Source organism: Rhizobium sp. PK7-22 (genome assembly GCF_056530405.1).
This window is the reverse complement of record NZ_CP096514.1, coordinates 572,437-598,870: the sequence shown is the minus strand read 5'-3', so window position 1 is coordinate 598,870 and position 26,434 is coordinate 572,437. Positions and strand designations below refer to the sequence as shown.

The window sequence follows — 26,434 nt, the reverse complement described above, 5'->3', positions numbered from 1 at the left end:
GACAATGAACATGATGCGCACCGCGATGCTTCTGGCCTTCATGACGGCCCTGTTCATGGGCGTCGGTCTGCTGATCGGCGGCCGCGCCGGGATGATGATCGCCCTCCTCATTGCCGCCGGCATGAACCTCTTCTCCTACTGGAACTCGGACAAGATGGTGCTGTCCGCCTATCGGGCACAGCCGGTGGACGAAGGCAATGCCCCGGAACTCTACCAGATGATGCGTAGGCTTTCGGCCAATGCCGGACTGCCGATGCCGAAGGTCTACGTCTACGACAGCCCGCAGCCGAATGCCTTCGCGACAGGTCGCAACCCGCAGAACGCCGCCGTGGCCGCATCGACCGGCTTGTTGCAGCGCCTGACGCCGGAGGAAGTGGCAGGAGTGATGGCCCATGAGCTTGCCCACATCCAGAACCGCGACACCCTGACGATGACGATGACCGCGACGCTTGCCGGTGCAATCTCGATGCTCGGCAACTTCGCCTTCTTCTTCGGCGGCAATCGTGACAACAACAATCCGCTCGGATTCATCGGGGTCATCGCTGCCATGATCGTGGCACCGCTTGCGGCCATGCTGGTGCAGATGGCGATCAGCCGGACCCGCGAGTATTCGGCCGACAAGCGCGGCGCGGAGATCTGCGGCAACCCGCTGTGGCTCGCGTCCGCGCTCGGCAAGATCGCCGGCGCTGCCCAGGTGATCCATAACAACGATGCCGAACGCAATCCGGCGACGGCGCATATGTTCATCATCAATCCGCTGTCGGGGGAGCGGATGGACAATCTGTTTTCCACCCACCCGAACACCGACAACCGGATCGCCGCTCTCCAGAAGCTGGCAGGCGAGATCGGCAGCGGCGGGTCGACGCCCGGCTTCGCTGCTGCTAGACCGACGCGCACCGCGCGCACCGTTCCCGAAACCGGCTGGGGCCGCCGCGGATCATCCGAGCCGCGCAAGGGACCCTGGTCTTGAACCAAGAGAAAAAAAGCAAGAGATCGTTCCAGTCCAGACAACCGGCGGTGAACCGTCGAGAAGAAGCCCCGCCACCCTCGGACAAGGCGGGGTTCGATGTTCGTGCCACCGCCTCCAAGATCCTTGCAGCGACTGTGGACCGCAAGATCCCGCTCGACGGCATGCTTGACCTCGTCCATGGCAATGCTGCCTACAAGCAACTGAGCGATGCCGACCGGGCCCTGGCGCGTGCCATCCTGAATTCCGCATTGCGGCACCTGCCGCGGCTGGAGGCGGCGATCTCCCTGTTGCTGGACAGTCCGCTGCCGGAGGGGGCGCGCGCGCTTCATCACGTTCTGATCGTTGCAGCGACGCAACTCCTGCATCTCGATGTGCCGGCCCACGCGGTGGTGGATATTGCCGTGGAACAGGCGCATCGCGACCCTCGCAACCGCCGTTTCGCCAAGCTGGTGAATGCGGTGCTGCGGCGTCTGGAACGAGAAAAACAGGATATTCTTGACAAGACCTTGGCCGTTTCGCCCGTGCCCGACTGGTTCATGACCCGGCTCGTCTCCACCTATGGCAGGAATGAAGCGCAGCGGATTGCCGAGGCGCAGCTCATCCCGCCGGCCATCGACATTACTGTCAAATCCGACCCCCATGGCTGGGCAGAAAAATTCGGCGGCTATGTTCTGCCGACCGGAAGCATCCGTCTACCGGTCTTCCAGGGTTCAGTTACGTCCCTGCCCGGCTACGATGATGGTGAATGGTGGGTCCAGGACGTGGCCGCCAGCATTCCGGCGAAATTGTTCGGCGACATCAAGGGATGGCGCATCGCCGACCTCTGTGCCGCCCCCGGCGGCAAGACTGCCCAGCTCGCAGCCGCGGGGGCGACCGTCATTGCCGTCGAGCAATCAGCAAACCGGTTGGTTCGTCTGAAGGAGAACCTGGCGCGGCTTTCACTCGATGCCGAGCTGGTCCAGGGCGACCTGTTCGAATTCCGGCCGGAAGAGCTTCTCGACGGCGTGCTCCTGGACGCGGCATGCTCGTCGACCGGCACTACGCGCCGGCATCCGGATGTTCTTTGGACCAAAGGTCCGGAGGATATAGCCAAACTTGCAGCCTTGCAGGCCAAGATGCTTCGCCATGCCGTGACGCTGGTCAAGCCGGGTGGCCTGATCGTGTTCTCGAACTGCTCGCTGGACCGGCTCGAAGGGGAAGAGCTTGTGGCGGATCTGCTGCGGCACGATCCCTCTATTGAACGGGTTCGGGTCGACCCGTCGCAATGGCCGGGTCTGGAAGCGGCGATCTCCCCGGTTGGCGAGTTTCGCACCACGCCTGCAATGCTGCCGGCGATCGATGGCTTCACCGGCGGAATGGACGGCTTCTTCGCCAGCGTCCTGCGCAGGCGGTAAGCTTTTCTTTACCATAGAAGTCGATTGTATTCGAAGAGGCTAAAGGGGGAGCCTGCGCAAAAGCGGAGGTTCAATCCTGCGGAGTGTTCAAAATTGATCATGCAGCTCGCAGATCGCCGAAGACTGATGTCATTCGGCTTGCGGGAAGTCGTCCGTCGCTGCTACCGACGGACGGCGCACTTGCGGCTTGTTCTTTCTCCATTCGCCGCACAAGTCCCGGACCGGCTGCTGGTCGCACCGACGGATCTGCGCGCCATTGATCCGTTCGTTGCCGAAGAGATCGCCGATGGCCGTTTTCCGCTCGCGGGTTGCTCCCTGGACACGGAGGGCGCGTCTCCGTTCGCCGTCGAGCTTCCGTCGATGGCTTTTGCGGAGCGACTGCATTCCTTTGCCTGGCTGCGGCACATGCGGGCACAGAGGACCGAAGTCTCCTGCGCCCGCACCCGCAGTATCGTTGCCAGTTGGATCATGCTGCATGGGCGCAGGACAAGAGGCACTGCCTGGGAGCCGAATGTGGTTGCGGAGAGGGTTATTGCCTGGCTGTCGCATTCCACGGTGGTGTTGCAGGGGGCAGAGACGGGCTTCTACCGCCGCTTCATGAAGAGCCTCAGCTTTCAGGTGCGCTATCTGCGGCGGATCGTGCGCGGATTGCCGATGGACGAGACGCGGCTGCGGATCCGCATCGCGCTCGCCATGGCCTCCGTCTCGATGCCGACCCGCAATGCGTTCATCAAGCGTGAGGGAGGTCGGCTCGACCGGGAACTGGAGCGTCAGATCCTTCCGGACGGGGCACATGTCTCGCGCAATCCGCGCGCCATCCTCGACCTGCTTCTCGACCTGCTGCCCTTGCGCCAGACCTATATCAATCTCGGGCACGACGTGCCGCCCAAGCTGATCCCGACCATCGACCGCATGTATCCGGCGCTGCGGTTCTTCCGGCACCAGGACGGCGACCTTGCGCTTTTCAACGGTGCGACGTCGACGCCGGCGAGCGAACTGATGTCGGTGCTTCGCTACGACGAGACGGGCGGCAAGCCGTTCAAATCGTTGCCCCACGTCCACTATCATCGGCTGGCGGCGAACGGCGTGACGATCCTCGTCGATACGGGCAAGCCGCTTTCAGCCGATCTTTCGCACAGAGCCCATGCCGGCTGCCTCTCCTTCGAAATGTCGTCGGCACGGCACCGCTTCATCGTCAATTGCGGCGCGCCGAAATTTGCGGGCCGCGATTATCGCCGGCTTTCCCGATCCACGGCGGCGCATTCGACGGTGACGCTGAACGAGACCTCCTCGAGCCGTTTCATCCGCTCGCGTTTCTGCGGTGCCTCAATCCTGGCCAGTGCCGACCTCGACGAGGTGGAGCGCTCCGAAGACCAGCATGGTGCCGACTGGCTGCGGGCTGTTCACGACGGGTACCTGCGGGAATTCGGTTATCTTCACGAGAGGTCAATCGGTCTCAACAGTACGGGCAGCAAGATCAAGGGTCATGACCGCCTCTTTTCGCCCGATGGCGGTCGGGTTCCGGACGGGCGGGCGGATGCCGAAGCGCGCTTCCATATCCACCCGGCAATCTCGCTCTCGCGGCAGGACCAGGAAAGCGTGTTGCTGGTGGCTCCCGACGGCGAGGCCTGGCATTTTTCTGCACCCGGGCTCACGATCGCAATCGAGCAGGACATTTTTTTCGCCGATGCCTCCGGTCTCCGGCAAAGCCAGCAGATCGTCATCCCGTTTTCTGCGCCCGAGCTTGCGGAGATCCGGTGGATGTTGAAGCGCATGGAATAGGCGTTTCTTCCAGAGGAAAGCTATGCTAACGCGGCGCCAACTGCCCTTGCCGCGTGGCGGCATCATCCCGAGGAGCATCCCGATGGCCGTCGTTTCTAAGAAGATTCCTGCCCCGGATCAGGTCAAGATCCGCACGGCACTGCTGTCGGTGTCCGACAAGACCGGCATTGTCGAGCTGGCTCAGGCCCTCGCGGCGCAGGGCGTTCGCCTTCTGTCGACCGGCGGAACCCACAAGGCCATCGAGGCCGCCGGACTGGCGGTCACCGACGTGTCGGCCGTGACAGGCTTCCCGGAGATCATGGACGGCCGCGTCAAGACCTTGCACCCGAGCGTTCACGGCGGCTTGCTTGCGATCCGCGACGATGCGGAACACATTGCGGCGATGAAAACCCACGGCATTGAGGGGATCGATCTCGCCGTCATCAACCTCTATCCCTTCGAGGATGTGCGGGCTGCGGGCGGCGACTATCCGACGACGGTCGAAAATATCGACATCGGCGGTCCGGCCATGATCCGTGCCGCCGCCAAGAACCATGCCTATGTCACGGTCGTCGTGGATCCTTCGGACTATCTTGCGCTGATCGAGGCGCTGCGCACCAACGAGGGCCAGACAGTCTACGCCTTCCGCCAGAAGCTGGCGGCCAAGGCCTATGCGCGGACCGCAGCCTACGACACGGCCATCTCCAACTGGTTTGCCGAGGCGCTCGACATCGAGATCCCGCGGTACCGGACGATCGGGGGCGTGCTGAAGGAGGAGATGCGCTATGGCGAGAACCCGCATCAGAGCGCCGGCTTCTATGTGACCGGAGAAAACCGGCCAGGTGTTGCGACCGCCAAGCTCCTGCAAGGCAAGCAACTGTCCTACAACAACATCAACGACACCGACGGGGCCTTCGAGCTGATCGCCGAGTTCTCTCCGAGCCAAGGGCCTGCCTGCGCGATCATCAAGCACGCCAATCCCTGCGGCGTTGCAACTGGTACCTCGCTGAAGGAGGCCTATCTGCGGGCCCTCGCCTGCGATTCCACCTCGGCCTTCGGCGGCATCATTGCGCTCAACCAGCTTCTCGATGCCGAGACGGCCCAAGAAATCGTCAAACTCTTCACAGAAGTCATCATCGCCCCCGAGGTGTCCGACGAGGCAAAGGCCATCATTGCCGGCAAGCCGAACCTGCGCCTCCTGGAGACCGGGGGACTGCCGGATCCGCGTTCGCGCGGAATCACCGCCAAAACCGTCTCGGGTGGGCTGCTCGTCCAGACGCGCGACAACGGCATGATCGAGGACATCGACCTGCGGGTCGTGACGACGCGTGCTCCCACCGACCGGGAGCTGGAGGACATGAAGTTCGCCTACAAGGTGGCCAAGCACGTCAAGTCGAACGCCATCGTCTATGCCAAAGGCGGACAGACGGCTGGCATCGGCGCCGGCCAGATGAGCCGCATCGATTCAGCCAGGATTGCCGCGATCAAGGCGGAAGAGGCCGCCAAGACGATGGGCTGGCCGGAGCCGATGACAAAAGGTTCGGCCGTGGCGTCGGAGGCGTTCTTCCCGTTTGCGGACGGACTGCTGTCGGCGATTGCCGCCGGTGCCACCGCCGTCATTCAGCCGGGCGGATCGATGCGCGACCAGGAGGTTATCGACGCCGCAAACGAGCATGGCGTGGCGATGGTGTTCACCGGCATGCGGCATTTCCGGCACTAGATTCAGCGATCCGGACGACTGGCCGGATAAGGCGTGCGCAACAGAAGCAGCAGGCCAGCCACCAGGAAGAGGATGAGTGTTGCCATGCCCAGCCGCGCGGAGCCGCTGGCATAGGTGACCATCGAAAAAAGCAGGGTCGCCATGAAGCTGGTGGCCCGGCCCGACAGCGCATAGATGCCGAAGTAGCGACCGGCATCGCCAAGGCTGACGCTGCGCGCCAGATAGGACCGCGACGAGGCCTGCACGGGACCGAAGGCGATGCCGATCAGCAGGCCGAAGAGCACATAGGCCTTTTCCGCCGCAGTGCCGAACAGCCCCCCGGAGTCCTCCAGCCCAAGCGGCAACAGGCCGAAGAAGACGAAGCCCGGGCCGGTGGAGACAATACCGACGGTGGCGATCAGCAGCAGGACGAGGCTGATTACCACCACGGCCTTCGATCCAAGCCGCAGGTCGAGCCGTCCGGCGATGAAGCACCCGAAGATGGCAATGACGTTCAACAGGATGCCGTAAACTCCGATCTCGATCGTTGCCCAGCCGAACATGCCGGCGGCGAAGGCGCCGCCGAGGATCAGGAGCCCGTTGACCCCGTCCTGATAGAGCATGCGGGCGATCAGGAATTTCGCAATTCCTGGCTTTTTCCTCAGTTCCCCGATGGTGCCGCGCAGATCGCGCAGGCCGCTGCGCACGGCCTGGCGCATAGGCTGGCCCTTTGTTGCGTCCGGGGTGAACAGCAACATCGGCAGGATGAACAGCAAGTACCAGACAGCCGCAATGGGGCCGGTGATGCGGGCGTCCTCGCCAAGGGCCGGATCGAGCCCGAAGAGCGGTTCGATGCCGATCAGCGTCAATCCCGTATCCGGGCTGCCGGCAAGCAGGGTCACCACCAGGATCAGCACGATCATACCGCCCAGATATCCCAGACCCCAGGCGATGTTCGAGACGCGACCCACCTCGTCCGGGCCGATCAGTCGCGGCATCATCGAATCATTGAAGACGATCGAGAACTCCGCAGCGATGGAGGCAAAGATCATCAGCACGAGGGGCCAGACCAGGGGCGATCCGGGTGCCGCAAACCAGAGGAGCGACAGGCAGACGATCTTGACGGCTGCAAAACAAAGGATCCAGGGCTTACGGGGCCCGGACCGATCGGCAATCGCGCCCAGCAGCGGCGACAGGATCGCGATGACCAACGACGAGATCGTCGCCATGTTTGCCCATGCTGCCTGCGCAGAGACCGGGTCTTGCGTCAGGCGGGCGACGAAATAGGGGCCGAACACGAAGGTGACGACGACCGTGAAGAAGGGCTGCGCCGCCCAGTCGAAGGTCATCCATCCCCAGATCCCGCGCCGGGACGCGGTTGCTGGCGGCGGGATCTCGGGGATGATCGACGCTACCAAGGGTGCTGCCTCGCGTGGACCGGAGGTGAGGTTCTTCTCATGTGGGTCGCGACTCCGCCAGATCGCTTACTAGTCCGGCAGCAACCACCAGCCTGGGCAGGTTGAAGTCCGTCGCCTCGGTGAGCACCAGCAATTCGTTGACCAGGCGGTTCACCTGCAGGCGTCGGCTGGCATACCACGCCTCCAACGGTTTCTTGTCGCTCGGATGAGATGTCAGGGCGGACACCACGATATCGCGGCGCGCCGAGGAGATCTGATCAAGGCTGCGGCCCAGCGCGACGCTTTCGTAGTGATCGCTCGGGCTGATGGCCTCGCCCAGCGCAAGCAGACGATCGATCCTGAAGGTGTCGGTTGCGGCAAAGTAGGTTGGTGCCACGTTGCCGAGGTCCCTGTCGGTACGGGTCCCGATCAGCAGCATCTCGGGAACGAGGACAAGGGTCGGCAGGCGGCTGACATCCTCGGCCAAAGCGGCGGGAATCCGCTCCGCCTGCAGTTCCATGGCCTGCTGCCGGATCTCCGGCGCTAGTCCGAGCGTGCCGATGGTGGCGCGGAGCTCTTTTGCCCCCTTCCTCAGCGCCGTGATTGACGCCTCGATGGTCCCGGAGCCCGAGCGTGTCCGCAGGATCAGGTGGGTTGCATCAACGAAGATGCCGGTGATCCTGGCGTAGACGTCGTTCTGGATGCGTCCGGAAATCTTACCGTCCAAAAGATCCGTCGCAGCCCAGAGGCGGGGAAGGTCGAAGCCGTCGCGGGCGAGATAGGCCGCCTTGACGACCTCGGCCGGCGAAGCGCCCGTGGCGTCGATCATGGCCTGGATGAAGCCCGGGCCGCCACGATTGATCACCTCGTTGGCCAGCACCGAAGCGATGATCTCGCGGTGCAGGCGGTGGCCTTCGATGTCGACGGCGAAGGTCTTCTGCATCTTGGCTGGGAAGTAGCCTTTCAGGACGTCTGCAAAATAGGGTTCATCCGGCAGGTTGCTGTCGAGCAACTCGTCGAACAGGGTGATCTTGGCGTAGGAGAGCAGGACGCCGATCTCCGGACGGGTCAGCGGCTTGCCGGCGTGGTAGCGTTCCACCATTTCGGCATCGCTTGGTAGGGTCTCGACGGCACGGTCCAGATGGCCTCGTGATTCCAGGACCGACATCAGGCGGGACAGTTCTTCCCGGTTACCGGTTCCCTTGCATTCCGTCAGCGAGATGGCGAGCGTCTGGAGGTAGTTGTTGCGCAGCACCAGATCGGCGACTTCGCTCGTCATGGACGACAGGATCTGGTTGCGCTTGTCGCGGGTGAGGCGGCCGCTGCGCATGGCCGAACTGAAGGCGATCTTGATGTTGACCTCGACGTCCGAGGAATTGACGCCCGCGGAATTGTCGATTGCGTCGGAGTTCACCCGCCCACCCGTCAGCGCGTAGGCGATGCGGCCTTTCTGGGTCACGCCGAGGTTGGCGCCCTCGCCGATGACCTTGGCCCGGACCTCGGTTGCGACGACACGGATCGGATCGTTTGCCCGGTCACCGACCTCGGCGTCCGTCTCGAATGCAGCCTTGATATAGGTGCCGATGCCACCGAACCAGAGAAGATCCACCGCGCTCTTCAGGATGGCGGTCATGATCTCATAGGGCGTGGCGACGGGCCTGTCGATGCCGATGGCGGCCATGGCCTGCGGCGTCAGCTTGACCGATTTTTCGCTCCGCGAAATGATCATGGCCCCTTCGGAGAGGCTGGTGCGATCATAATCCTGCCAGCTCGAGCGCGGCAGTTCGAACATCCGCTGGCGCTCTGCAAAGGACCGCTCCGTGTCCGGATCGGGGTCGATGAAGATGTCGCGGTGGTCGAAGGCGGCGATCAGGCGGATGTGACGCGACAGGAGCATGCCGTTGCCGAAGACGTCACCGGACATGTCGCCGATTCCGGCGACTGTGAACGGCGTCGCCTGGATGTTGATATCCATCTCGCGGAAGTGGCGGGTGACCGCTTCCCACGCGCCTCGGGCCGTGATGCCCATCTTCTTGTGATCGTAGCCGACAGAACCGCCGGAGGCGAAGGCATCATCGAGCCAGAAGCCGGCTTCCTGCGCCAGGCCGTTGGCCGTGTCGGAGAATGTCGCGGTGCCCTTGTCGGCGGCCACGACGAAATACGGGTCATCGCCATCGACGCGCAAAGTCCGTTCGGGCCCGACCACGTCATCGCCGACGATGTTGTCGGTGACGGAGAGAAGGGTGCGGATGAAGGTCTTGTAGGCCTCGCGGCCCGCCTTGAAGATCTGGTCGCGGGAGCCGCCTGCCGGCAGGGCCTTGGGGACGAAGCCGCCTTTCGCGCCGACGGGTACGATTACCGCATTCTTGACCTGCTGTGCCTTCACCAGGCCCAGCACCTCGGTGCGGTAATCCTCTCCCCGGTCGGACCATCGCAGGCCGCCGCGGGCAACCTTGCCGAAGCGCAGATGGACGCCTTCCACCTCGGTGCCATAGACGAAGATCTCCCGGAAGGGCCGCGGCTGCGGCAGGCCGTCGAGCAGCTTCGGGTCGAACTTGAAGGCGAGCGTCGCCCGGGGCTGACCGTCTTCGGTTGTCTGGAAGTAGTTGGTCCGCAAAGTGGCGTCGATGGCGTTGATGTAGCGGCGGAAAATCTTGTCGTCGTCGAGGCTCGGAACCCCGGCCAAGGCTTCTTCAAGCGTGGTATGATGGCCGGCCAACTTCTTTGCCCGCGGCTTTTCTGCGAGGGACGGATCAAAGCTGTCGTAAAACAGCCGGAAGATCCCGGCCGTGATCATGGGATATCTGGCGAGCGTGTCCGCAATCAGGGCCTGCGAGTACACGATGCCCGCCTGTCTCAGGTAGCGGGCATAGGCTCGCAGCACCGTGGTCTCCCGTGTCGTCAGTGCCGACAGCAGGACAAGACGGTTGAAGGAGTCGTTGTCCGCCCGTCCGCCGAAGGCCGCCAGAAATGCCTCCTCCAGTCGCCGGGCGTCCCGGTCGAGAGCAAAGGCGGGCTGGTTGCGCAACTCAAGTTCCATGTCGTGCAGGACCACGGGGTTCAGGTGGTCGTCGGCGCGGACATCTATGTCGAACGTCTGCTCGCTGACGACGTGGAGGCCGAGGTTTTCCAGAAGCGGCACGCGGCGTGACAGGGACAGATGCTCGGGCTGGTGGAAGATCTTCAGGCGCAGCGTCGTCTGGTCATCGTCCGGGCGGGTGTAGAAGGCGATCCGGATCGAATCGCCCGCGGCACAGGCTGCGATATGGCCAAGGTCTGCATGCGCCTCTTCCGGCGTGAAGGCTTCCTGAAAGGCCTTGTTGACGGAAAGATGCGTCCCCTCTTCGCTCAGTGCCGCGAACCGCTGCTCCCAGGGCGTCGAGATCAGCCGGATTGCCTCCTCGAGCTTTGCCTGGGGAACCCGCGGCGTGCGACCACCCCGGCGACCGATGATGATGTGGACGCGCGCCACTCCGCCTTCCGGGAAAGCCGGATAATAGGCGGAGACATGCCCGTCGTAGACGCGCGCAAGGTGGTCGCTCACCTTCTCGCGTACCAGCGAATTATAGTCTTCGCGCGGGACATAGACGATGACTGATACAAACCGGTCGAAGTGGTCGATGCGGGGCAGGACGCGGACCCGCGGCCTTTCGCTCAGCTCCATGATCTGCTCGCTGAAGCGCACCAGCGTCGGCACATCGATCTGGAAGAGATCATCGCGCGGATAGGATTCCAGCGCATTGCCCAGCATGCGGCCGGAATGGCTGTTCGGGTCGAAGTCGAAATGTTCCTCGACGCGCTGCGCCTTGGCCTTGAGCAAGGGAATTTCGCGCACGGAGTGGGTGTAGGCAGTGGCGGTGAACAGGCCGACGATGCGCAGTTCCCCGGTCACCTCGCCATCAGCCCCGAACCGCTTGATCCCGACATAGTCCATGTAGGCGCGACGATGGACCACGGATTTGACGTTGGCCTTGGTCACGATGAGGAAGTCCGGCCCCTCCAGGAATTCCAGGATTTCGGGCGTGGTGGTGACGGAATCCTTGCCCTGGCGCAGAACCCGAACGTCGGGATCGGAAAGGATGCCAAGGCCTCGCCCTTTGCTGCGCTCGACCGTCGCCGTCGCGCCCTTGCCCGAATAGATGTATTCGCGCATTCCGAGAAAGGTGAAATTGTCGTGGCGCAGCCAGTCGACGAAGGCAAGCGCCTCGTCCCGGTCGGCCTTCTTCCGGCTGGCGGAGTAGGAGCGAAGCTCCTCGGCTGCTCCCTGCAGAAGATCCAGCATCGGCGTCCAGTCGGTGATCGCCAGATGCACCTGCTCCAGGACGTTGCGAATACGGCCGATCAGCGCCTCGGCTTCCGCATCCGGAAGCGGTGGAAGGTGGATCTGGATCAGACTGACATGGTGCGCGGGATTGCCGGGGTTGTCGCCGGAACGCAGAACCGGCTCAGCTCCCGGCTCCAGGAGCAGGATCGGATGGACAGCCAGATAGAGGTCGCGATGGCTTGCCGTGACCTCGCCCATCACGGAATCGAAGAGGAATGGCATGTTACGGTCGACTACCGTCAGGACCCAGGCAGGCTTGCCATCCGGCTCGACGTCTTCGAGGGCCTGAAGCGTGATGGACGGTCGGACTCTGGTCCAGTTCTTCAGGCAATCTGCAGCATGGGCTGCCGATGCTGCCAACATATCAGGTGTATAGCGCTCGATGTCGTCGCCGCTTGCCCGCCCAAACAGGATAGATGGATCGAGGAAGGGCCTTGACCCTTCCGCTGCGATCTTGCGCGCGGTTTCGATCTGCTTTTCCCGTTTCGGGTTCTGCCTGCCCATGTCATTCTCTCCGTGATGTATCAACATGCTGTTGCAAACGGCGATCCGTCAACAGCTCCCGCCTGCAATCCTGCCCTGCGTCCTCCGACCAGCCTGGCTGGCACTGCATATGGATCAGCGTTATTGACAAGCGAGCATGAAAAAACGATCAAGCGGACCGAAACGGAATGCGAAGATGGAAAATCCCAGCGCGGTTATCGTCATCTCCAGTCATGTGGTCCGCGGCTCCGTGGGGAACCGAGCTGCCGTGTTTGCTTTGGAGACGCTTGGATTTCCCGTATGGGCCTTGCCGACAGTGATTCTCCCCTGGCATCCGGGTCATGGTCCCTCGACCCGCCTGACATTTTCAGAAGATGATTTCGACAAAGTCATCGAAGACCTGATCCAAGCGCGTTGGGCCGGAGAGATCAAAGCCGTCCTGACGGGCTATTTTGGGAATGCCGGGCAGCCCAAGGCTGTCGCCCGGCTGGTTCGCGCCCTGCGGGAGCGCAACCCCGAGCTTCTCTACGTCTGTGATCCGGTGATCGGAGACCTCGGCGGTCTCTACGTGCCGCAGGAAACGGCGGAAGCCATCCGCGACGAATTGCTGCCCCTGGCGAACGTGGCGACACCCAATCGCTACGAACTCGCGTGGCTTGCCGGAAGCGCACTCGACAGCAATGCCATGATCATGGAAGCTGCGCTCGCGCTCGGGCCGTCCCGAATGCTGGTAACATCGGCCGTGCCGATGATGGCCGGCGGGACCGGCAATCTCTACCTGAGCGGGAAACATGCTTTGCTGGCCGAACACAGGCTGATCGACAATCCGCCAAACGGACTGGGTGATCTGACGTCGGCCCTGTTTCTGGCGCGGCTGATGGCGGGCATCGACGAGGAGCGGGCGCTTCAACTGGCGACGGCGAGCGTTTTTGAAATTCTTGCGAGAACCGCCAAACGCGGTAGCGACGAACTCACTCTGGAAACGGACTCTCAGAGTCTGACGACGCCGATGGCGATGGTACAAATGCGGCGCCTCGTCCATCCGCTTCAGCGGGTGCGACGGTAGCTCCGGGCACCGTTGAACTTATGACAACCTCAGGATAATCCTAAGCCATGCAGCAATTTCCAGAGCGCCTCCTAAACGGGTATCGTGAATTCATGAGCGGCCGTTACACCGACGAGCGGGAACGCTATCGGACTCTGGCGGAATCCGGGCAGACGCCTCATACGCTGGTTGTCGCCTGTTGCGATTCCCGTGCTGCACCTGAGACGATCTTCGACTGCGGGCCCGGCGAGCTCTTCGTTGTTCGCAACGTGGCCAACATGGTGCCGCCTTACGAACCGGACGGCCAATATCACGCGACGTCCGCGGCACTGGAATATGCGGTGCAGGCGCTCAAGATCCGCAACATCGTAATCATGGGTCACGGTCGCTGCGGCGGCATCCAGGCAGCGCTGGATCCCAACCTGGAGCCGTTGTCGCCCGGCGATTTCATCGGCAAGTGGATGGGTCTTGTCCGGCCGGCAGCGCATCAGATCCAAAGCAACGACCTGATGACGCAGTCGGAGCGGCAGACGGCACTCGAGCGCGTGTCCATTCGCAACTCGATCAGCAACCTGAGGACCTTCCCCAACGTCCGCGCCCTGGAAGACGAGGGAACGCTGCAGTTGCATGGGGCCTGGTTCGATATCTCGAGCGGGGAACTCTGGGTGATGGACGGCAAGAGCGGAGATTTCTTCCGGCCGTCAGACACGATGCCTGCGGCGGCAGATCCGCAACCTGCCGCCTGACTGCAATGCCTTAGCGCCCGTCGATTTCTGCGCCGATATGGGCGATGGCCTGCTGATAGACCGTTGCCGCATTCCATCCCTGGATGGCCACGTGGTTGGGTTCGCCCGGCTGGTATCCAGCACCTGGCTGCCAGCCGTGGCCAACCAGGAAGTTGGCGGTCGATGCCAGCGCATCGGCGCGCGAGCCGACGAGATCGACGTGGCCGTCGCCATCGCCATCGACGCCGTAGCGAACGACGTTGGCCGGCAGGAACTGCGTCTGACCGATTTCACCATGCGCGGCGCCGCGGGCTGCCGGGCTCAAATCCCCGCGCTGGACGAGCGTCAGGGCCGCATAGAGCTGCTCCGTGAAATAGTCGGAGCGGCGGCAGTCGTAAGCCAGTGTGGCAACTGACGACAGTGTGTGCTGATCGCCGAGAAAGCTGCCGAAGCCGGTTTCCATACCCCAGATTGCCATCAACGGTCCGGCAGGCACCCCGTAGCGGCGCTCGATGGCGCTCAACAGCTGGGCGTGGGTGTTCTTCATCTTCTTGCCGCGGGCGATGATGGTCGCGCCGCCGCGCTTTTCCATGAACTGGTCGAAGGACAGTTTGAAGCTGCGCTGGCCGCGATCGGCACGGATCGTGTCGCGGTTGTAGGAGACGTTGGCGAAGGCCTGCTCGACCGCCTGCGGATGGATGCCGCTTGCAACTGCCTGTGGCTTGAAGTCCTGCACCCAGTTGGCAAAACCGGCACTGTCATTGCCGCATTGGGCTGCGGCGACCGGCATGGCCGTGGAGACGAGGGCTGCAACAAACGCGGCTGCACGCAGAGTATTCTTCATGAATTGTTTCGCTTCCAATGGGCAGTCGCCCGTTAATCGTTGAATGAAGCTTTATGGGACTCGTAGCGAATGCTTCAACCGGCGTGGACTGAATTATTCGTGAGGATCGCGCGACAACTGTCGGTGCCTTGCGTGAAGGCACCGACAGAAAATCCGTCGCAAGCTGATCAGGCAGCCTGCTTGCGCGGCTTGATCAGGCCGCGGTTGAGGAGCAGTTCAGCGATCTGGATCGCATTCAGGGCCGCACCCTTGCGCAGGTTGTCGGAGACGACCCAGATGTTCAGGCCGTTTTCGACAGTCGCGTCCTCGCGGATGCGCGAGATATAGGTTGCGTCTTCACCGGCGCATTCGACCGGCGTCATGTAGCCGCCGTCCTCATGCTTGTCGATGACGAGGCAGCCCGGTGCTTCGCGCAGGATGTCGCGCGCCTGGTCGGCGGTGATCTCGTTCTCGAATTCGATGTTGACGGATTCGGAATGGCCGATGAACACGGGCACGCGCACGGCGGTGCAGGTCACACGGATCTTCGGGTCGAGCATCTTCTTGGTCTCGGCCAGAACCTTCCACTCTTCCTTCGTGTAGCCATCTTCCATGAAGCTATCGATATGCGGGATGACGTTGAAGGCGATGCGCTTGGTGAACTTCTTCGACGAGAGCGGATCGGCAACAAAGACGGCGCGGGTCTGTGTGAAGAGTTCGTCCATGCCTTCCTTGCCGGCGCCGGAAACCGATTGGTAGGTCGAGACGACAACGCGCTTGATCTTGGCAAAGTCGTGCAAGGGCTTCAGCGCAACGACCAACTGAGCCGTCGAGCAGTTCGGGTTGGCAATGATGTTCTTCTTGCGGAAACCGGCGATGGCGTCGGCATTGACTTCCGGAACGATCAGCGGAACTTCCTGGTCGTAGCGCCAGGCGGAGGAGTTGTCGATGACGACGCAGCCCTGGGCACCGATCTTCGGCGACCACTTCTGCGAGATGGTGCCGCCAGCCGACATCAGGCAGATGTCGGTGTCTGAGAAATCGTAGTTCTCGAGGTTGGAGACCTTCAGGGTCTTGTCGCCATAGGACACTTCCGTGCCCTGCGAGCGGGCGGACGCCAGAGCGACCACTTCATCGGCGGGAAAGGCGCGTTCGGCGAGAATGTTCAGCATTTCCCTGCCGACATTGCCGGTAGCGCCGACGACTGCAATCTTGAAACCCATGCTCTTTGCTCTCTTTCTGTCTCTCCTCGATCCGTGAGGGGGAAAGCCGCAAAACGTCGCGGTTTCCTGGTCCCCGGCCTTACCGGGGAGAGAGCGGTGGCCAGAGACGTCAGACGGTTTTCGTCGTCTTTTTGGCCGTGGTTGTGTTGGATGCGGAAAAGCAATCGCTCAGTCGGGCACGCCGTGCCGGCTGGAAATCTGCAGCGATGTCAAACTCGCGGCGGTTCATAGGATGCTTCCCGTTTGGTGAGGTCTTTAGAAGATTTTGATCCGGAGTCAAGCTGAGACCGCAGCCACACGCCCTACGAGCGGGTATCTGGGCCTCCAGCTGCAGGAGACGTCCCGTTTTGCGGGACGCCATGTGGCATGCCCGAAGCCTCAGGCGGAGAGGCTGGCAAATTCCTTCAGGATCGCGTCGCCCATTTCGGTGGTGCCGACCTGGCGGCAGCCTTCGGCCATGATGTCGCCGGTGCGGATACCCTGTTCGAGGACGTTGGCGATCGCCTTCTCGAGGCGGTCCGCTTCCGCCACCATGTTGAAGGAATAGCGCAGGCACATGGCGAAGGATGCGATCATGGCAATCGGGTTGGCAACGCCCTGGCCTGCAATGTCCGGCGCCGAGCCGTGGACAGGTTCGTAAAGCGCCTTACGCTTGCCTGTCATCGCATCGGGGGCGCCAAGCGACGCGGACGGCAGCATGCCCAGCGAACCGGTCAGCATGGCCGCAACGTCGGACAGCATGTCGCCGAAGAGATTGTCGGTGACGATCACGTCGAACTGTTTTGGCGCGCGCACCAGCTGCATGCCGCCGGCGTCGGCCAGCATGTGCTCGAGCTTGACGTCGGAGTAGGTGCGCTTGTGGGTTTCCGTGACGACCTGGTTCCACAGCACGCCCGACTTCATGACGTTGCGCTTCTCCATGGAGCAGACGCGGTTGCTGCGGGTGCGGGCCAGCTCGAAGGCGACACTGGAAATACGCTCGATCTCGTAGGTATCGTACACCTGCGTGTCGATCGCACGCTTCTGGCCGTTGCCGAGATCGGTAATCGTCTTCGGTTCGCCGAAATAGACGCCGCCGGTCAGTTCGCGCACGATCAGGATGTCGAGCCCTTCCACGAGCTCTGGCTTAAGCGACGAGGCGGAGGCGAGCGCCGGATAGCAGATGGCGGGGCGAAGGTTGGCGAACAGCTCCAGATCCTTGCGCAGCCGCAGAAGACCGGCCTCAGGACGCACGTCGTAGGGCACGTCGTCCCACTTCGGCCCGCCGACGGCGCCGAAGAGAACAGCATCCGCGGCCATGGCCTTGCCCATGTCGGCTTCCGAAATCGCAGCGCCGTGGGTGTCATAGGCGCAACCGCCGACCAGTCCCTCGTCGATCACGAAGCCGGCGTCCATCGCGCTGTTCATGTGGGCGATGATCTTGCGCACCTCGGCCATGGCCTCGGGGCCGATACCGTCGCCTGGAAGCAGGAAGAGAGACTTGGTCATGTGCGTGTGTTCCTCTGACTGGCCGATTTACCCTCCGCACGGAGGAGATCAACCTCTGTGATTCAGGACGTTCCGGCTCCGATGCGGGCGGTCACCTCGATCTCGACCTTCATCTCGGGCGTCGTCAGCCCGCAGACGATCATCGTCGCCGCCGGCCGGATTTCGGCAAATGCCTCTCCGAGGACGTCAACGATGGCGTCGTAGTCGTTCATGTCGGTGATGTAATAGCGGACGCGAAGGACGTCCTTGAGGCTGCTGCCGGCATCCAGCAGGGCTTTCTCGATGGTTGCCAGAGCGTTTCGCGTCTGGTCGGCCACGGCCTCCGGCATCGTCATGCGCGCGTAGTCATAGCCGGTCGTGCCCGAGACGTAGACCATCTCTGCGTCCACCACGGCGCGGGAGTAGCCGATGCGAGCTTCGAAAGGCGAGCCGGATGAGATGCGTTTGATCATCGGCGGTTGACCGGGTCAGAGCCAGGGCCGCTGGGCGGTGGTCTTCTGTTCGAAGCTGCCGATCACGGACTCGCTCTTCAGCGTGCTGGCGATGTCGTCGAGGCCCTCGAGCAGGATATGACGGCGCGCCGGATCGATGTCGAAGCGGATGGACCCGCCGTCGGGACCGGTGATTTCCTGGGCTTCCAGGTCAACCGTCAGCACGGCATTGGAGCCACGCGAGGCGTCGTCCATCAGCTTGTCCAGGTCGTCGTGGCTGACGACGATGGGCAGGATGCCGTTCTTGAAGCAGTTGTTGTAGAAGATGTCGGCGAAGCTCGTGGAGATCACGCAGCGGATGCCGAAGTCGAGAAGCGCCCAGGGTGCATGCTCGCGCGACGAGCCGCAGCCGAAATTGTCGCCAGCGACCAGGATCTTGGCGTTGCGATAGGCGGGTTTGTTGAGCATGAAGTCAGGATTTTCGGTCCCGTCTTCATGGTAGCGGGCCTCGGCGAAAAGTCCTTGGCCCAAGCCGGTCCGCTTGATCGTCTTCAGGTAGTCCTTGGGAATGATCATGTCGGTGTCGACGTTGACGACCGGAAGCGGCGCTGCAACGCCCGTAAGCTTGACGAACTTTTCCATGATCTGCCTCCACATCGACTGTCTGCGGAAGGCCTTAAAGCAAATCAGGGGGGATTTGAAGGTCCGTTTTGGTCCAAGGCGGTACGCCAGGCGCCGGAAAATCAGGCTGCCCGGCTTTTGGCTGGTCTTGCTTAAAGATCGATGATGGTACCGCGGCCGTCATTCCAGACGCGAAGGTCGGGTTTCTGCGCCTTGGCTTTCACCGGAACAGGCTTCAGTCGCGCCGACAGGAAGCGGCCTGCCGCAATCGCGCCGACGATGCCGATGAAGGCGACCGTCAGGGAGGCGGTCAGAAGAGCCGCCAGTGCGAAGAGAGCGACACCGGTGGTGAAAAGGAAGAACGAACGAATGTTTTGCATGGTCCAGACCTTTCTGTGGACCTGAATGTGGTCTTTGCCGGTCTGCCTTGCAAGGCTTTTCCCTCCTTGCGATATTGCGTCGCGTCAAAAAGCTTGTCACAAAATCGCGATGACATTCGTGACCTCTCCTTCGGCGCCCGTTTCGCCTCCTCGCCGCTCCTGCCTCAGCGTGCCGGCGATCAACCGGCGCGCCCTCGACAAGACGCACGGGCTGGACTGCGACGTGATCATCTTCGACCTCGAAGATTCGGTCGCCCCGGACAAAAAGGCCGAAGCGCGCGACAACCTGCGACGGTTCTTTCGGGAGACGCCGCTCACGGCGCGGGAAACGGTGATCCGCATCAATGGCGTGGGTACGCCGTTTCGCGGCCAGGACGTCGAGCTGGTCCTGGAGCTTGAGCCGGATGCGGTGCTTCTGCCCAAGGTGGAGGATCCGGCCGAGATCCGGCAGATGGCCGAAGCGCTCCGGAACGTGCCGAACAGCCTGAAGGTCTGGGCGATGATGGAGACGCCACTGGGCCTACTCAACGCAGCGGTCATTGCCGCGGCTGGACGTGAGGCGGGCGGGCGGCTGGACTGTTTCGTGATGGGCCTCAACGATCTGCGGAAAGAAACCGGCGTTTTGCCGCAGCCCGGGCGGGCCTATCTGGTGCCCTGGCTGATGCAGGTGGTCCTGGCTGGGCGCGCCCATGGTCTGGATGTCATCGACAGCGTCTTCAATGATTTTCGCGATGCCGACGGGTTTCTGGCCGAGTGCGTCCAGGGCCGCGCCATGGGGTTCGACGGCAAGATGCTGATCCATCCGGCACAGATCGAAGGCGCCAACGAGAGCTTCGGACCGGCGCCTGAGGCAATCGCCGAGGCCGAAACCATCGTCGCCGCCTTCCGTCAGCCGGAGGCCGCAGATCTCAACGTCATCAACCTCAACGGCCGGATGGTCGAACGCCTGCATCTGGAAGAAGCCGAAAGACTTCTCGCCCGGTTGCAGCTCATCGAAAGCAGAAAGACAAGCGCATGAAAGTCTACCGTTTCCTCACCGGCCCCGACGATTCTTCCTTCTGCCACCGGGTCACGGATGCCCTGAACAAGGGTTGGGACCTGCACGGATCGCCCAGCCACAGCTTCAACGCTGCCGAGAACAAGATGTACTGCGGCCAGGCCGTCGTGAAGACGGTGCACGGCAAGGATTACCACCCCGACATCAAGCTCGGCGAGCAGTAGGCCGCTTCAGGCAGAGGTCAGCGCTCGGTGGCTTCCTCGGCGCTTTCCTCGATCCGCTCCATGTCGTCGTCGCTCAGGCCGAAGTGATGGCCGATCTCGTGGATCAGCACATGGGTGATGATATCGCCCAGTGTCTCCTCGTTTTCCGCCCAGTAATCCAGGATCGGGCGACGGTAGAGACGGATACGGTTCGGCAGTTCACCCGTTTCCATGGTGAAACGCTCCGAGATGCCGCGTCCTTCGAAGAGGCCGAGCAGATCGAAGGGAGTTTCGAGCGCCATGTCCTCGAAGATATCGTCGTCGGGAAATTCCTCGATCTCGATGGTCAGGTTCGCGGTCAGCGCCCGGAATTCTTCCGGCAGGTTGCCGTAAGCTTCGATCGCCAACGACTCGAAGGCACTGAGGGTGGGCGCGTGGCGGTCCCGCCAGTCGTCAGTTTGGTCAATACGGGCCATACATGCTCCTTGTGGGAGCTCATATAATTCATTTCAGGAAATTTTCGAGAGGATTCATCAGCCTCCCGAGCAAACGGGCTTGCGCGCCAAAATGGCTGTTGACTCTTTTGGGCAGCTCTGGAATCCATTAGAACATAAAGAGAACAAATGAATGGAGCTGACGCCATGGCTGAAGATGCCACGGCGCAGGAGAGACTTTTTGCCCTGCGTGAAACGATCGCCCGACTGGAAGGAAAGCCTTTGCCGGCCATGGCAGCGGCCCAACAGACCGAGGCTGCCGGTGCGGCGGAAGGAGCCGCTGCAGGATCATCAAACCGGTTCTGCTTCGGCGTCCAGGAGGTGGATTGCCTGCTGGACGGCGGGCTGCCCCGGGACGGGCTGACAGAGATCCGGACGCAGCTTTTCCGGGACTCCGGTGCCGCAACGGCTCTTCTTCTGGCAATGACGTCCCGGTTGATGGGGACGTCTGGACAGGATGCAAAGGCGACAGGGGAACCGGTGCTGTGGATTAGCGATACGGCCTGCGTGCAGGAGGCCGGCCTGCCGTATGCCCTGGGGTTGAGGGAGTTCGGTCTGAGGCCCGATCAACTCCTGTTTGCCCTGCCGCGAAAGCTGGAAGAGGCCCTCTGGATTGCCGAGCTGGCACTGGCCAGCAGAGCTCTCTCAGCCACCATTCTTGAAGTTCGTGGCAATCTTTCGGCGTTCGGCCTGACCGAAAGCCGGCGACTTGCCCTCAGAGCAAAGGCGGCAGGGCGGCCGCTTTTCGTGCTCCGGCATGCGGGCGAGGAGGAGGCAAGCAGTGCCGCCTTCCGCTTTCGTGCCGAACCGGCGCCGGCTCTGGAACGGCGCCTCCCCGATGGTTCGATGCTGGGCGGCAGCCTTGGCCATCCGGTTTTTCGTCTGACCCTGGAGAAGAGCCGAAATCCGGCTCCGCTCTCTTTCACCCTGGAATGGAATTCCCGTGACCGTCAATTTCTCCTCGCCCGCCCACCAGCCCTCCCTGTCACATCCGGGACAGCGCATCCTGTCGATCGTCCTGCCGCATCTGTCGACCGACCGGATCGCCCGGCTGAAGTGGGGTCCCTCCTGGCGTTCGACCGGGCGTCCTGAGCATCCGCCGATCCTCTGCGCCGGACGCCACGAGAATGCCATGCGACTGACGTCGCTGGACGAAATGTCGGAAACACTGGGCCTGACGCTGGGGCAGGGACTGGCGGAGGCGCGGGCCATTCATCCGTCCGTGGAGGTGGCGGACGAAAACAGGGTTGCCGACCGGGCCCTGCTGGAAGCGGTGGCGGACTGGTGCGACCGCTATACGCCGCTGGTGGCGATCGACGGGGAGAATGGCCTGCTTCTCGATATCACCGGCTGCGCCCATCTGTTCGGCGGCGAGGAGCTGCTGCTGAACGACGTGATGCTGCGGCTGTTCCAGATGGGTTTCGATGCAAGGGGCGCCATTTCCGGGTGGCCTGGCCTTTCCTGGGCCGTCTGTCGGTTCGGCGGCGGCGGCGTCGTGGCCGACGGGGAAAAGGAAGCGATTGCCGCGCCACTGCCGGTGGCGGGCCTCAGGCTCGATCGGGATCTGGTGGGTGCGCTGCGCAAGCTGGGCCTCAAGCGGATCGGGGACATGTTTTCGCTTCCGCGCGCGCCGCTTGCCCGTCGCTTTGGCGCGCAGGTCCTGCTGCGGCTGGACCAATTGTTGGGTGATGTGGAGGAGCCGATCTCTCCGCGCCGCCCGGTGCCGGTGCTGTCCTGCGAGCGGCGGCTTCTCGAGCCGATCCGGGCGGAGGAGGACATCCTGTATCTGGCGGGCCAGGTAGCACTTCTCCTGCTGCCGAGCCTGGAAGCCCGCGGCGCCGGCGGCCGTGTCTTCGAACTGGTGCTCTTCCGGGTGGACGGCAAGGTCTTCCGGATCGAGGCCGGTGCCTCCCAGCCGCTGCGAGAGCCCCAGCGGATCGCCGCTCTTTTTTCGGAGCGCCTCAAGGCGGTTCACGACGATCTGGATGCCGGTTTCGGCTTCGAGATCCTTCGCCTCAACGTGCTGCGGCATGAGGATTTCCGATCGAGCCAGGCGGATTTCGAGGGGCAGGGGCAACATGCAGCGTCACTGGGCGATTTCGTCGACCGGGTCAGTGCGCGGCTCGGGGAGCATGCCCTGCAAAGTGTCGCGTTGCGTCAAAGCCATGTCCCGGAGCGGGCGTCGATCTTCCTGCCGGCCCTGGACATGCATGCTGCGTCGAAGCGGGAGGATCTCGGTTTCGGTTTCCAGGTTTGCGATCGTCCCGTGCGCCTGTTGCGTTATCCTGAGCCGGTCGAGGCGGTGGCGGAGGTTCCAGACGGGCCGCCCTTCCGTTTCCGCTGGCGGCGCATTCTTCACGAGGTGCTGCGCGCAGAAGGGCCGGAGCGGATTTCTCCCGAATGGTGGCTGGACGAGGAGGATCCGGGAGAGCGGGACTATTTCCGCCTCGAGGTGAAGACGGGGCAGCGCCTGTGGCTCTATCGCAAGGGCCACTACCATCAGGACATGGCGCCTGGCTGGTACGTGCAGGGGGTCTTCGCATGACGGCGGCAGCTTCCTTCTTCGAGATCGGTGCGCGGACCAATTTCTCCTTCCTCGAAGGGGCGTCCAAGCCGGAGGAGATGGTGCAGCAGGCGTCGGCCATCGGGCTTGCCGGCCTTGGGATTGCCGACCGCAATTCCGTGGCCGGTGTGGTGCGAGCCTTCAACCATGTCCGCGACATGAAGGAGATGGTGCAGCACCAGCAGAAACACGGACGCAAACCGGAGGAGCCGGAGGCTGTCCCGCCCACCCGGTTTCAGCCAGGCGCCCGGCTGGTCTTTGCCGATGGCACGCCCGATATTCTGGCCTATCCCAAGAGCCGCAAGGGATGGGCCAATCTCTGCCGCCTGTTGAGCCGCGGCAATCTGCGCGCGGAAAAGGGCGAATGCATCCTGGAGGAATGGGACATCCTTGAGTGGGGCGGGGAGATGATGCTCGCCGTCGTGCCGGATCATGCCCGGCTGGAAGAGGGCGATTATGGGGACATTCTGGCAGACCGCCTGCCGCGGCTGCGGCAACGGTTCGGCGGTTCGCTCTTCATGGCGCTGTCGCCGGCCTATGATGGCCGCGACGGCGTGAATTTTGCCATTCTGGCGCGGCTTGCCGAGCGGCACCGCCTGCCGTTACTCGCCACCAACCAACCGCTCTATCACCATCCCGACAGACGTTCGCTGGCCGATGTGGTCACGGCCATCCGCGAGCATGTCGCGGTTGCGGAGGCCGGATTTCTTCTGGCCCCGAACGGGGAGAAATATCTGAAGCCGGCCTTTGAGATGATGCGCCTGTTTCGGAAGTATCCCGAAGCGGTGGCCAATACCGAAAGGTTCTTTAGCCAGCTTCGGTTTTCGCTCGAGGAGCTGCAACACAATTATCCCGACGAGAGCGTTGCCGGCGAGACCATGGCGCGAACGCTGGAGAGGCTGACCTGGGAGGGGGCCGAAGACCGGTATCCGCAGGGTGTTCCCGACAAGGTCGCCCAGCTGATCCGCTATGAGCTCCAGCTGATCACCGAGATGCAGTACGAGCCCTATTTCCTGACGGTTCGCCATATCGTCTGGCACGCCCGCAATGTCCTGAAGATCCTCTGCCAAGGACGGGGGTCGGCGGCCAATTCGGCCGTCTGCTATTGTCTCGGGATCACCGAGGTGGATCCCAGCTTCACGACCCTCCTGTTCGAGCGCTTCATCTCCACCGAACGAAATGAACCGCCCGATATCGACGTCGATTTCGAGCATGAGCGGCGCGAAGAGGTCATCCAGTACATCTACCGGCATTACGGCTATCGCCATGCGGGGCTGACGGCGGCGGTGACGAGCTACCGCACCCGGATGGCGGGCCGTGAAGTCGCCAAGGCCTTCGGTCTTTCCGAGGACGTGCAGGCGGCGCTGTCGAGCACCGTTTGGGGGTGGTCGGAGGAGGGGATTTCGGAACGCGAGGCGAAGGTGGCCGGCCTCGACGTGAAGGATCCGACCACCCGAAGAGTGATTGCGCATGCGCGCGCGCTCCTAGGCTTTCCCCGCCACCTGACGCAGCATGTGGGCGGCTTCCTGATCACCCGCGACCGGCTGGACGAGGTCGTGCCGATCATGAAGACGGCCATGCCCGGCCGCTACATGATCGAGTGGGACAAGGATGATCTCGATACGCTGAAGCTCCTGAAGATCGACGTGCTGGCGCTCGGCATGCTGACCTGCCTGAGAAAGGCCTTCGACATGATGCGCAGCCATTACCAGCGAAGCGAGACGCTGGCCGGCCTGCTTCAGGACCAGAAAGGCGAGGTCTACGACATGATCTGCCGCGCCGACACGATCGGCGTCTTCCAGATCGAAAGCCGGGCACAGATGAGCATGCTGCCGCGGCTGCGGCCGCGACAGTTCTATGATCTGGTCATCGAAGTGGCGATCGTGCGGCCGGGGCCCATCCAGGGCAATATGGTGCATCCCTACCTGAAGCGGCGGGAAGAGCGCGATCGGGGACAAGAGATCATCTACGAGAGGCCGGAATTGCGGGCGGTTCTGGCGCGAACCTTGGGCGTGCCGCTCTTCCAGGAGCAGGCCATGCAGATCGCCATCACCGCGGCAGGATTTTCACCGGCCAAGGCCGACAGGCTGCGCCGCTCGATGGCCACCTTCAAGCGCTCGGGCCGGGTGGAGGAATTCAAGGACGACCTCATCCAGGGCATGCTGAAGAAGGGTTACCGGAAGGAGTTTGCCGAACGCTGTTTCAGCCAGATCGAAGGCTTCGCCGAATATGGCTTTCCGGAAAGCCATGCGGCCTCCTTTGCGCTCCTCGTCTATGCCTCCTGCTGGATCAAGACCTATTATCCAGACGTCTTCTGCGCTGCGATCTTGAACTCGCAGCCGATGGGTTTTTACGCGCCGGCGCAACTGGTGCGCGATGCGCGGGAACATGGGGTCGAGGTGCGGCCGGTCGATGTCAATCTTTCCGACTGGGACTGCGGACTGGAAGACGCCAAGTTCAGCCGGGACAGGATCGATCGGCGGCATCGGGAGATGCGCGAGGTAATCCGGACGAAGAAGGCGGTGCGGCTGGGCCTGCGGCAGGTCAAGGGGCTTTCGGAGCGGCTCATCAAGGAGCGCCTGATCGAAAATCGTGGGTCCGGCTATGCTTCCATCCGTGACCTGTGGCTGCGCTCCGGCCTCGACAAGGCGGATGTCGAACGTCTGGCGGATGCCGATGCCTTCGGCTCACTCGGCATTTCCCGCCGTGAGGCGCTCTGGCAGGTGCGGGGTCTCGATGGCCGGAAGGCCGTCGACAAGCTGCCTCTCTTCGATCAGGTGAGGCAGGGTGAGCTGCAGGTGGAACCCGTCACGCAGCTGCCGGACATGTTGCCCGGAGAGCAGGTGATCGAGGACTATCGCCATCTGTCGCTGTCGCTGAAGGCACATCCGACAACCTTCCTGCGGGAGGAGTTCATCCGGATGGGCGTGACGCGCAGCGTCGACCTGCTTTCGGTGCCGAACGGGCGCATGACGGTGATTGCCGGCCTGGTGCTGGTGCGCCAGCGCCCGGGATCGGCCAATGGGGTGATCTTCATGACGCTGGAGGACGAGACCGGTGTTGCCAACGCGATCGTCTGGCCGAAGACCTTCGAGCGCCACCGGGCCGTCGTCATGCGCGCGCGGCTGGTGAAGATCCGGGGCCGCCTGCAGAGCGTGCATGGCGTCATCCACACGGTCGTCGAACACATAGAAGACATCACCCCCATGCTCGGCATCCTCCAGAAGGAGGGGCGTCGTTTCGGCTCGCCACGTTCGGACGAGACGCTGGGATCCGGTGGTGGAAGTTACCGCAAGCGCAGAAGCCCGGACGGGGATGAACAGCCTTCAGGGCACGCCGTGGAGGGTGGGCAACCTCAACTGGATCTGCGGCCGGAAGACGTCATGCCAAGGGGCCGCAACTTTCATTAGGCC

20 protein-coding genes are annotated in these 26,434 nt (G+C 62.8%); 11 read left to right on the top strand and 9 right to left on the bottom strand.

Annotated elements, in window-relative coordinates:
• Window positions 1–4 precede the first annotated feature (4 nt).
• From htpX to purH, 4 genes are all read left to right on the top strand, one after another.
• Entirely contained in the window at window positions 5–970 is a 966-nt protein-coding gene (gene htpX, locus M1E10_RS07600) for a zinc metalloprotease HtpX (RefSeq protein ID WP_499175759.1), read from the top strand.
• Complete coding sequence (locus tag M1E10_RS07595) at window positions 961–2,364, top strand: RsmB/NOP family class I SAM-dependent RNA methyltransferase (protein WP_499177117.1); 1,404 nt, start codon at window positions 961–963, stop codon at window positions 2,362–2,364. The genes htpX and M1E10_RS07595 overlap by 10 nt, the downstream gene beginning before the upstream one ends.
• 99 nt (window positions 2,365–2,463) lie before the next feature.
• Window positions 2,464–4,146 carry a heparinase II/III family protein gene (locus M1E10_RS07590; RefSeq protein ID WP_499175758.1) on the top strand — a complete coding sequence of 561 codons (1,683 nt, stop codon included), beginning with the start codon at window positions 2,464–2,466 and terminating at the stop codon, window positions 4,144–4,146.
• An 82-nt stretch (window positions 4,147–4,228) separates the two neighbouring features.
• Complete coding sequence (gene purH / locus M1E10_RS07585; protein ID WP_499175757.1) at window positions 4,229–5,845, top strand: bifunctional phosphoribosylaminoimidazolecarboxamide formyltransferase/inosine monophosphate cyclohydrolase; 1,617 nt, start codon at window positions 4,229–4,231, stop codon at window positions 5,843–5,845.
• A gap of 2 nt (window positions 5,846–5,847) precedes the next feature.
• Here purH and M1E10_RS07580 read toward each other — a convergent pair whose 3' ends face one another.
• Window positions 5,848–7,242, bottom strand: coding sequence for an MFS transporter (locus M1E10_RS07580; protein ID WP_499175756.1), 1,395 nt, complete (start codon window positions 7,240–7,242; stop codon window positions 5,848–5,850).
• Window positions 7,243–7,279: 37 nt separating this feature from the next.
• Window positions 7,280–12,049, bottom strand: a complete 4,770-nt coding sequence (locus M1E10_RS07575) for an NAD-glutamate dehydrogenase (protein WP_499175755.1) — start codon at window positions 12,047–12,049, stop codon at window positions 7,280–7,282.
• Window positions 12,050–12,224: 175 nt separating this feature from the next.
• On the opposite strand from M1E10_RS07575, the gene pdxY reads away from it, so the two are divergent.
• Both pdxY and M1E10_RS07565 read left to right on the top strand, forming a co-directional pair.
• The gene (gene pdxY, locus M1E10_RS07570) at window positions 12,225–13,094 is read left to right on the top strand and encodes a pyridoxal kinase PdxY (protein WP_499175754.1); all 870 of its coding nucleotides are present in this window, start codon (window positions 12,225–12,227) and stop codon (window positions 13,092–13,094) included.
• Between the two features lie 47 nt (window positions 13,095–13,141).
• Complete coding sequence (locus tag M1E10_RS07565) at window positions 13,142–13,819, top strand: carbonic anhydrase (protein ID WP_499175753.1); 678 nt, start codon at window positions 13,142–13,144, stop codon at window positions 13,817–13,819.
• Between the two features lie 10 nt (window positions 13,820–13,829).
• Here M1E10_RS07565 and M1E10_RS07560 read toward each other — a convergent pair whose 3' ends face one another.
• The 6 genes from M1E10_RS07560 to M1E10_RS07535 form a co-directional block, all read right to left on the bottom strand.
• Window positions 13,830–14,642 carry a lytic murein transglycosylase gene (locus M1E10_RS07560; protein ID WP_499175752.1) on the bottom strand — a complete coding sequence of 271 codons (813 nt, stop codon included), beginning with the start codon at window positions 14,640–14,642 and terminating at the stop codon, window positions 13,830–13,832.
• Between the two features lie 167 nt (window positions 14,643–14,809).
• Window positions 14,810–15,844 (bottom strand): aspartate-semialdehyde dehydrogenase, encoded by a 1,035-nt coding sequence (locus tag M1E10_RS07555; protein WP_499175751.1) that lies wholly within the window; start codon window positions 15,842–15,844, stop codon window positions 14,810–14,812.
• 378 nt (window positions 15,845–16,222) lie between these two features.
• On the bottom strand, window positions 16,223–17,332 hold the full coding sequence (gene leuB / locus M1E10_RS07550; RefSeq protein WP_499175750.1) for a 3-isopropylmalate dehydrogenase: 1,110 nt from the start codon (window positions 17,330–17,332) through the stop codon (window positions 16,223–16,225).
• A gap of 62 nt (window positions 17,333–17,394) precedes the next feature.
• The gene (locus tag M1E10_RS07545; RefSeq protein ID WP_499175749.1) at window positions 17,395–17,784 is read right to left on the bottom strand and encodes a RidA family protein; all 390 of its coding nucleotides are present in this window, start codon (window positions 17,782–17,784) and stop codon (window positions 17,395–17,397) included.
• 15 nt (window positions 17,785–17,799) lie between these two features.
• The gene (leuD, locus tag M1E10_RS07540; protein WP_499175748.1) at window positions 17,800–18,405 is read right to left on the bottom strand and encodes a 3-isopropylmalate dehydratase small subunit; all 606 of its coding nucleotides are present in this window, start codon (window positions 18,403–18,405) and stop codon (window positions 17,800–17,802) included.
• 131 nt (window positions 18,406–18,536) lie between these two features.
• Window positions 18,537–18,764 (bottom strand): hypothetical protein, encoded by a 228-nt coding sequence (locus M1E10_RS07535; protein WP_499175747.1) that lies wholly within the window; start codon window positions 18,762–18,764, stop codon window positions 18,537–18,539.
• 109 nt (window positions 18,765–18,873) lie between these two features.
• On the opposite strand from M1E10_RS07535, the gene M1E10_RS07530 reads away from it, so the two are divergent.
• Window positions 18,874–19,782 (top strand): HpcH/HpaI aldolase/citrate lyase family protein, encoded by a 909-nt coding sequence (locus M1E10_RS07530; protein ID WP_499175746.1) that lies wholly within the window; start codon window positions 18,874–18,876, stop codon window positions 19,780–19,782.
• Window positions 19,779–19,985 (top strand): DUF1737 domain-containing protein, encoded by a 207-nt coding sequence (locus tag M1E10_RS07525; RefSeq protein WP_029617598.1) that lies wholly within the window; start codon window positions 19,779–19,781, stop codon window positions 19,983–19,985. Before M1E10_RS07530 ends, M1E10_RS07525 begins: the two co-directional genes overlap by 4 nt.
• A 17-nt stretch (window positions 19,986–20,002) precedes the next feature.
• Here M1E10_RS07525 and M1E10_RS07520 read toward each other — a convergent pair whose 3' ends face one another.
• Window positions 20,003–20,440, bottom strand: a complete 438-nt coding sequence (locus M1E10_RS07520; RefSeq protein WP_499175745.1) for a metallopeptidase family protein — start codon at window positions 20,438–20,440, stop codon at window positions 20,003–20,005.
• Window positions 20,441–20,605: 165 nt separating this feature from the next.
• Here M1E10_RS07520 and M1E10_RS07515 point away from each other — a divergent pair, with 165 nt between their 5' ends.
• The 3 genes from M1E10_RS07515 to M1E10_RS07505 are packed head-to-tail and all read left to right on the top strand — an operon-like array spanning window position 20,606 to window position 26,431.
• Window positions 20,606–21,550 carry an ImuA family protein gene (locus tag M1E10_RS07515; protein WP_499175744.1) on the top strand — a complete coding sequence of 315 codons (945 nt, stop codon included), beginning with the start codon at window positions 20,606–20,608 and terminating at the stop codon, window positions 21,548–21,550.
• Between the two features lie 40 nt (window positions 21,551–21,590).
• Entirely contained in the window at window positions 21,591–23,003 is a 1,413-nt protein-coding gene (locus M1E10_RS07510; RefSeq protein ID WP_499177116.1) for a Y-family DNA polymerase, read from the top strand.
• Window positions 23,000–26,431 carry an error-prone DNA polymerase family protein gene (locus tag M1E10_RS07505; protein ID WP_499175743.1) on the top strand — a complete coding sequence of 1,144 codons (3,432 nt, stop codon included), beginning with the start codon at window positions 23,000–23,002 and terminating at the stop codon, window positions 26,429–26,431. The genes M1E10_RS07510 and M1E10_RS07505 overlap by 4 nt, the downstream gene beginning before the upstream one ends.
• Window positions 26,432–26,434 lie beyond the last annotated feature (3 nt).

Coding starts and splice junctions, on each gene's coding strand:
- M1E10_RS07525 (WP_029617598.1), top strand. CDS start 19,779: ATGAAAGTCTACCGTTTCCTCACCGGCCCCGACGATTCTTCCTTCTGC.
- M1E10_RS07520 (WP_499175745.1), bottom strand. CDS start 20,440: ATGGCCCGTATTGACCAAACTGACGACTGGCGGGACCGCCACGCGCCC.
- M1E10_RS07575 (WP_499175755.1), bottom strand. CDS start 12,049: ATGGGCAGGCAGAACCCGAAACGGGAAAAGCAGATCGAAACCGCGCGC.
- M1E10_RS07545 (WP_499175749.1), bottom strand. CDS start 17,784: ATGATCAAACGCATCTCATCCGGCTCGCCTTTCGAAGCTCGCATCGGC.
- M1E10_RS07530 (WP_499175746.1), top strand. CDS start 18,874: ATGACATTCGTGACCTCTCCTTCGGCGCCCGTTTCGCCTCCTCGCCGC.
- M1E10_RS07510 (WP_499177116.1), top strand. CDS start 21,591: ATGCGACTGACGTCGCTGGACGAAATGTCGGAAACACTGGGCCTGACG.
- leuB (WP_499175750.1), bottom strand. CDS start 17,332: ATGACCAAGTCTCTCTTCCTGCTTCCAGGCGACGGTATCGGCCCCGAG.
- M1E10_RS07515 (WP_499175744.1), top strand. CDS start 20,606: ATGGCTGAAGATGCCACGGCGCAGGAGAGACTTTTTGCCCTGCGTGAA.
- M1E10_RS07555 (WP_499175751.1), bottom strand. CDS start 15,844: ATGGGTTTCAAGATTGCAGTCGTCGGCGCTACCGGCAATGTCGGCAGG.
- htpX (WP_499175759.1), top strand. CDS start 5: ATGAACATGATGCGCACCGCGATGCTTCTGGCCTTCATGACGGCCCTG.
- M1E10_RS07505 (WP_499175743.1), top strand. CDS start 23,000: ATGACGGCGGCAGCTTCCTTCTTCGAGATCGGTGCGCGGACCAATTTC.
- pdxY (WP_499175754.1), top strand. CDS start 12,225: ATGGAAAATCCCAGCGCGGTTATCGTCATCTCCAGTCATGTGGTCCGC.
- purH (WP_499175757.1), top strand. CDS start 4,229: ATGGCCGTCGTTTCTAAGAAGATTCCTGCCCCGGATCAGGTCAAGATC.
- M1E10_RS07535 (WP_499175747.1), bottom strand. CDS start 18,764: ATGCAAAACATTCGTTCGTTCTTCCTTTTCACCACCGGTGTCGCTCTC.
- M1E10_RS07565 (WP_499175753.1), top strand. CDS start 13,142: ATGCAGCAATTTCCAGAGCGCCTCCTAAACGGGTATCGTGAATTCATG.
- M1E10_RS07560 (WP_499175752.1), bottom strand. CDS start 14,642: ATGAAGAATACTCTGCGTGCAGCCGCGTTTGTTGCAGCCCTCGTCTCC.
- leuD (WP_499175748.1), bottom strand. CDS start 18,405: ATGGAAAAGTTCGTCAAGCTTACGGGCGTTGCAGCGCCGCTTCCGGTC.
- M1E10_RS07590 (WP_499175758.1), top strand. CDS start 2,464: ATGCAGCTCGCAGATCGCCGAAGACTGATGTCATTCGGCTTGCGGGAA.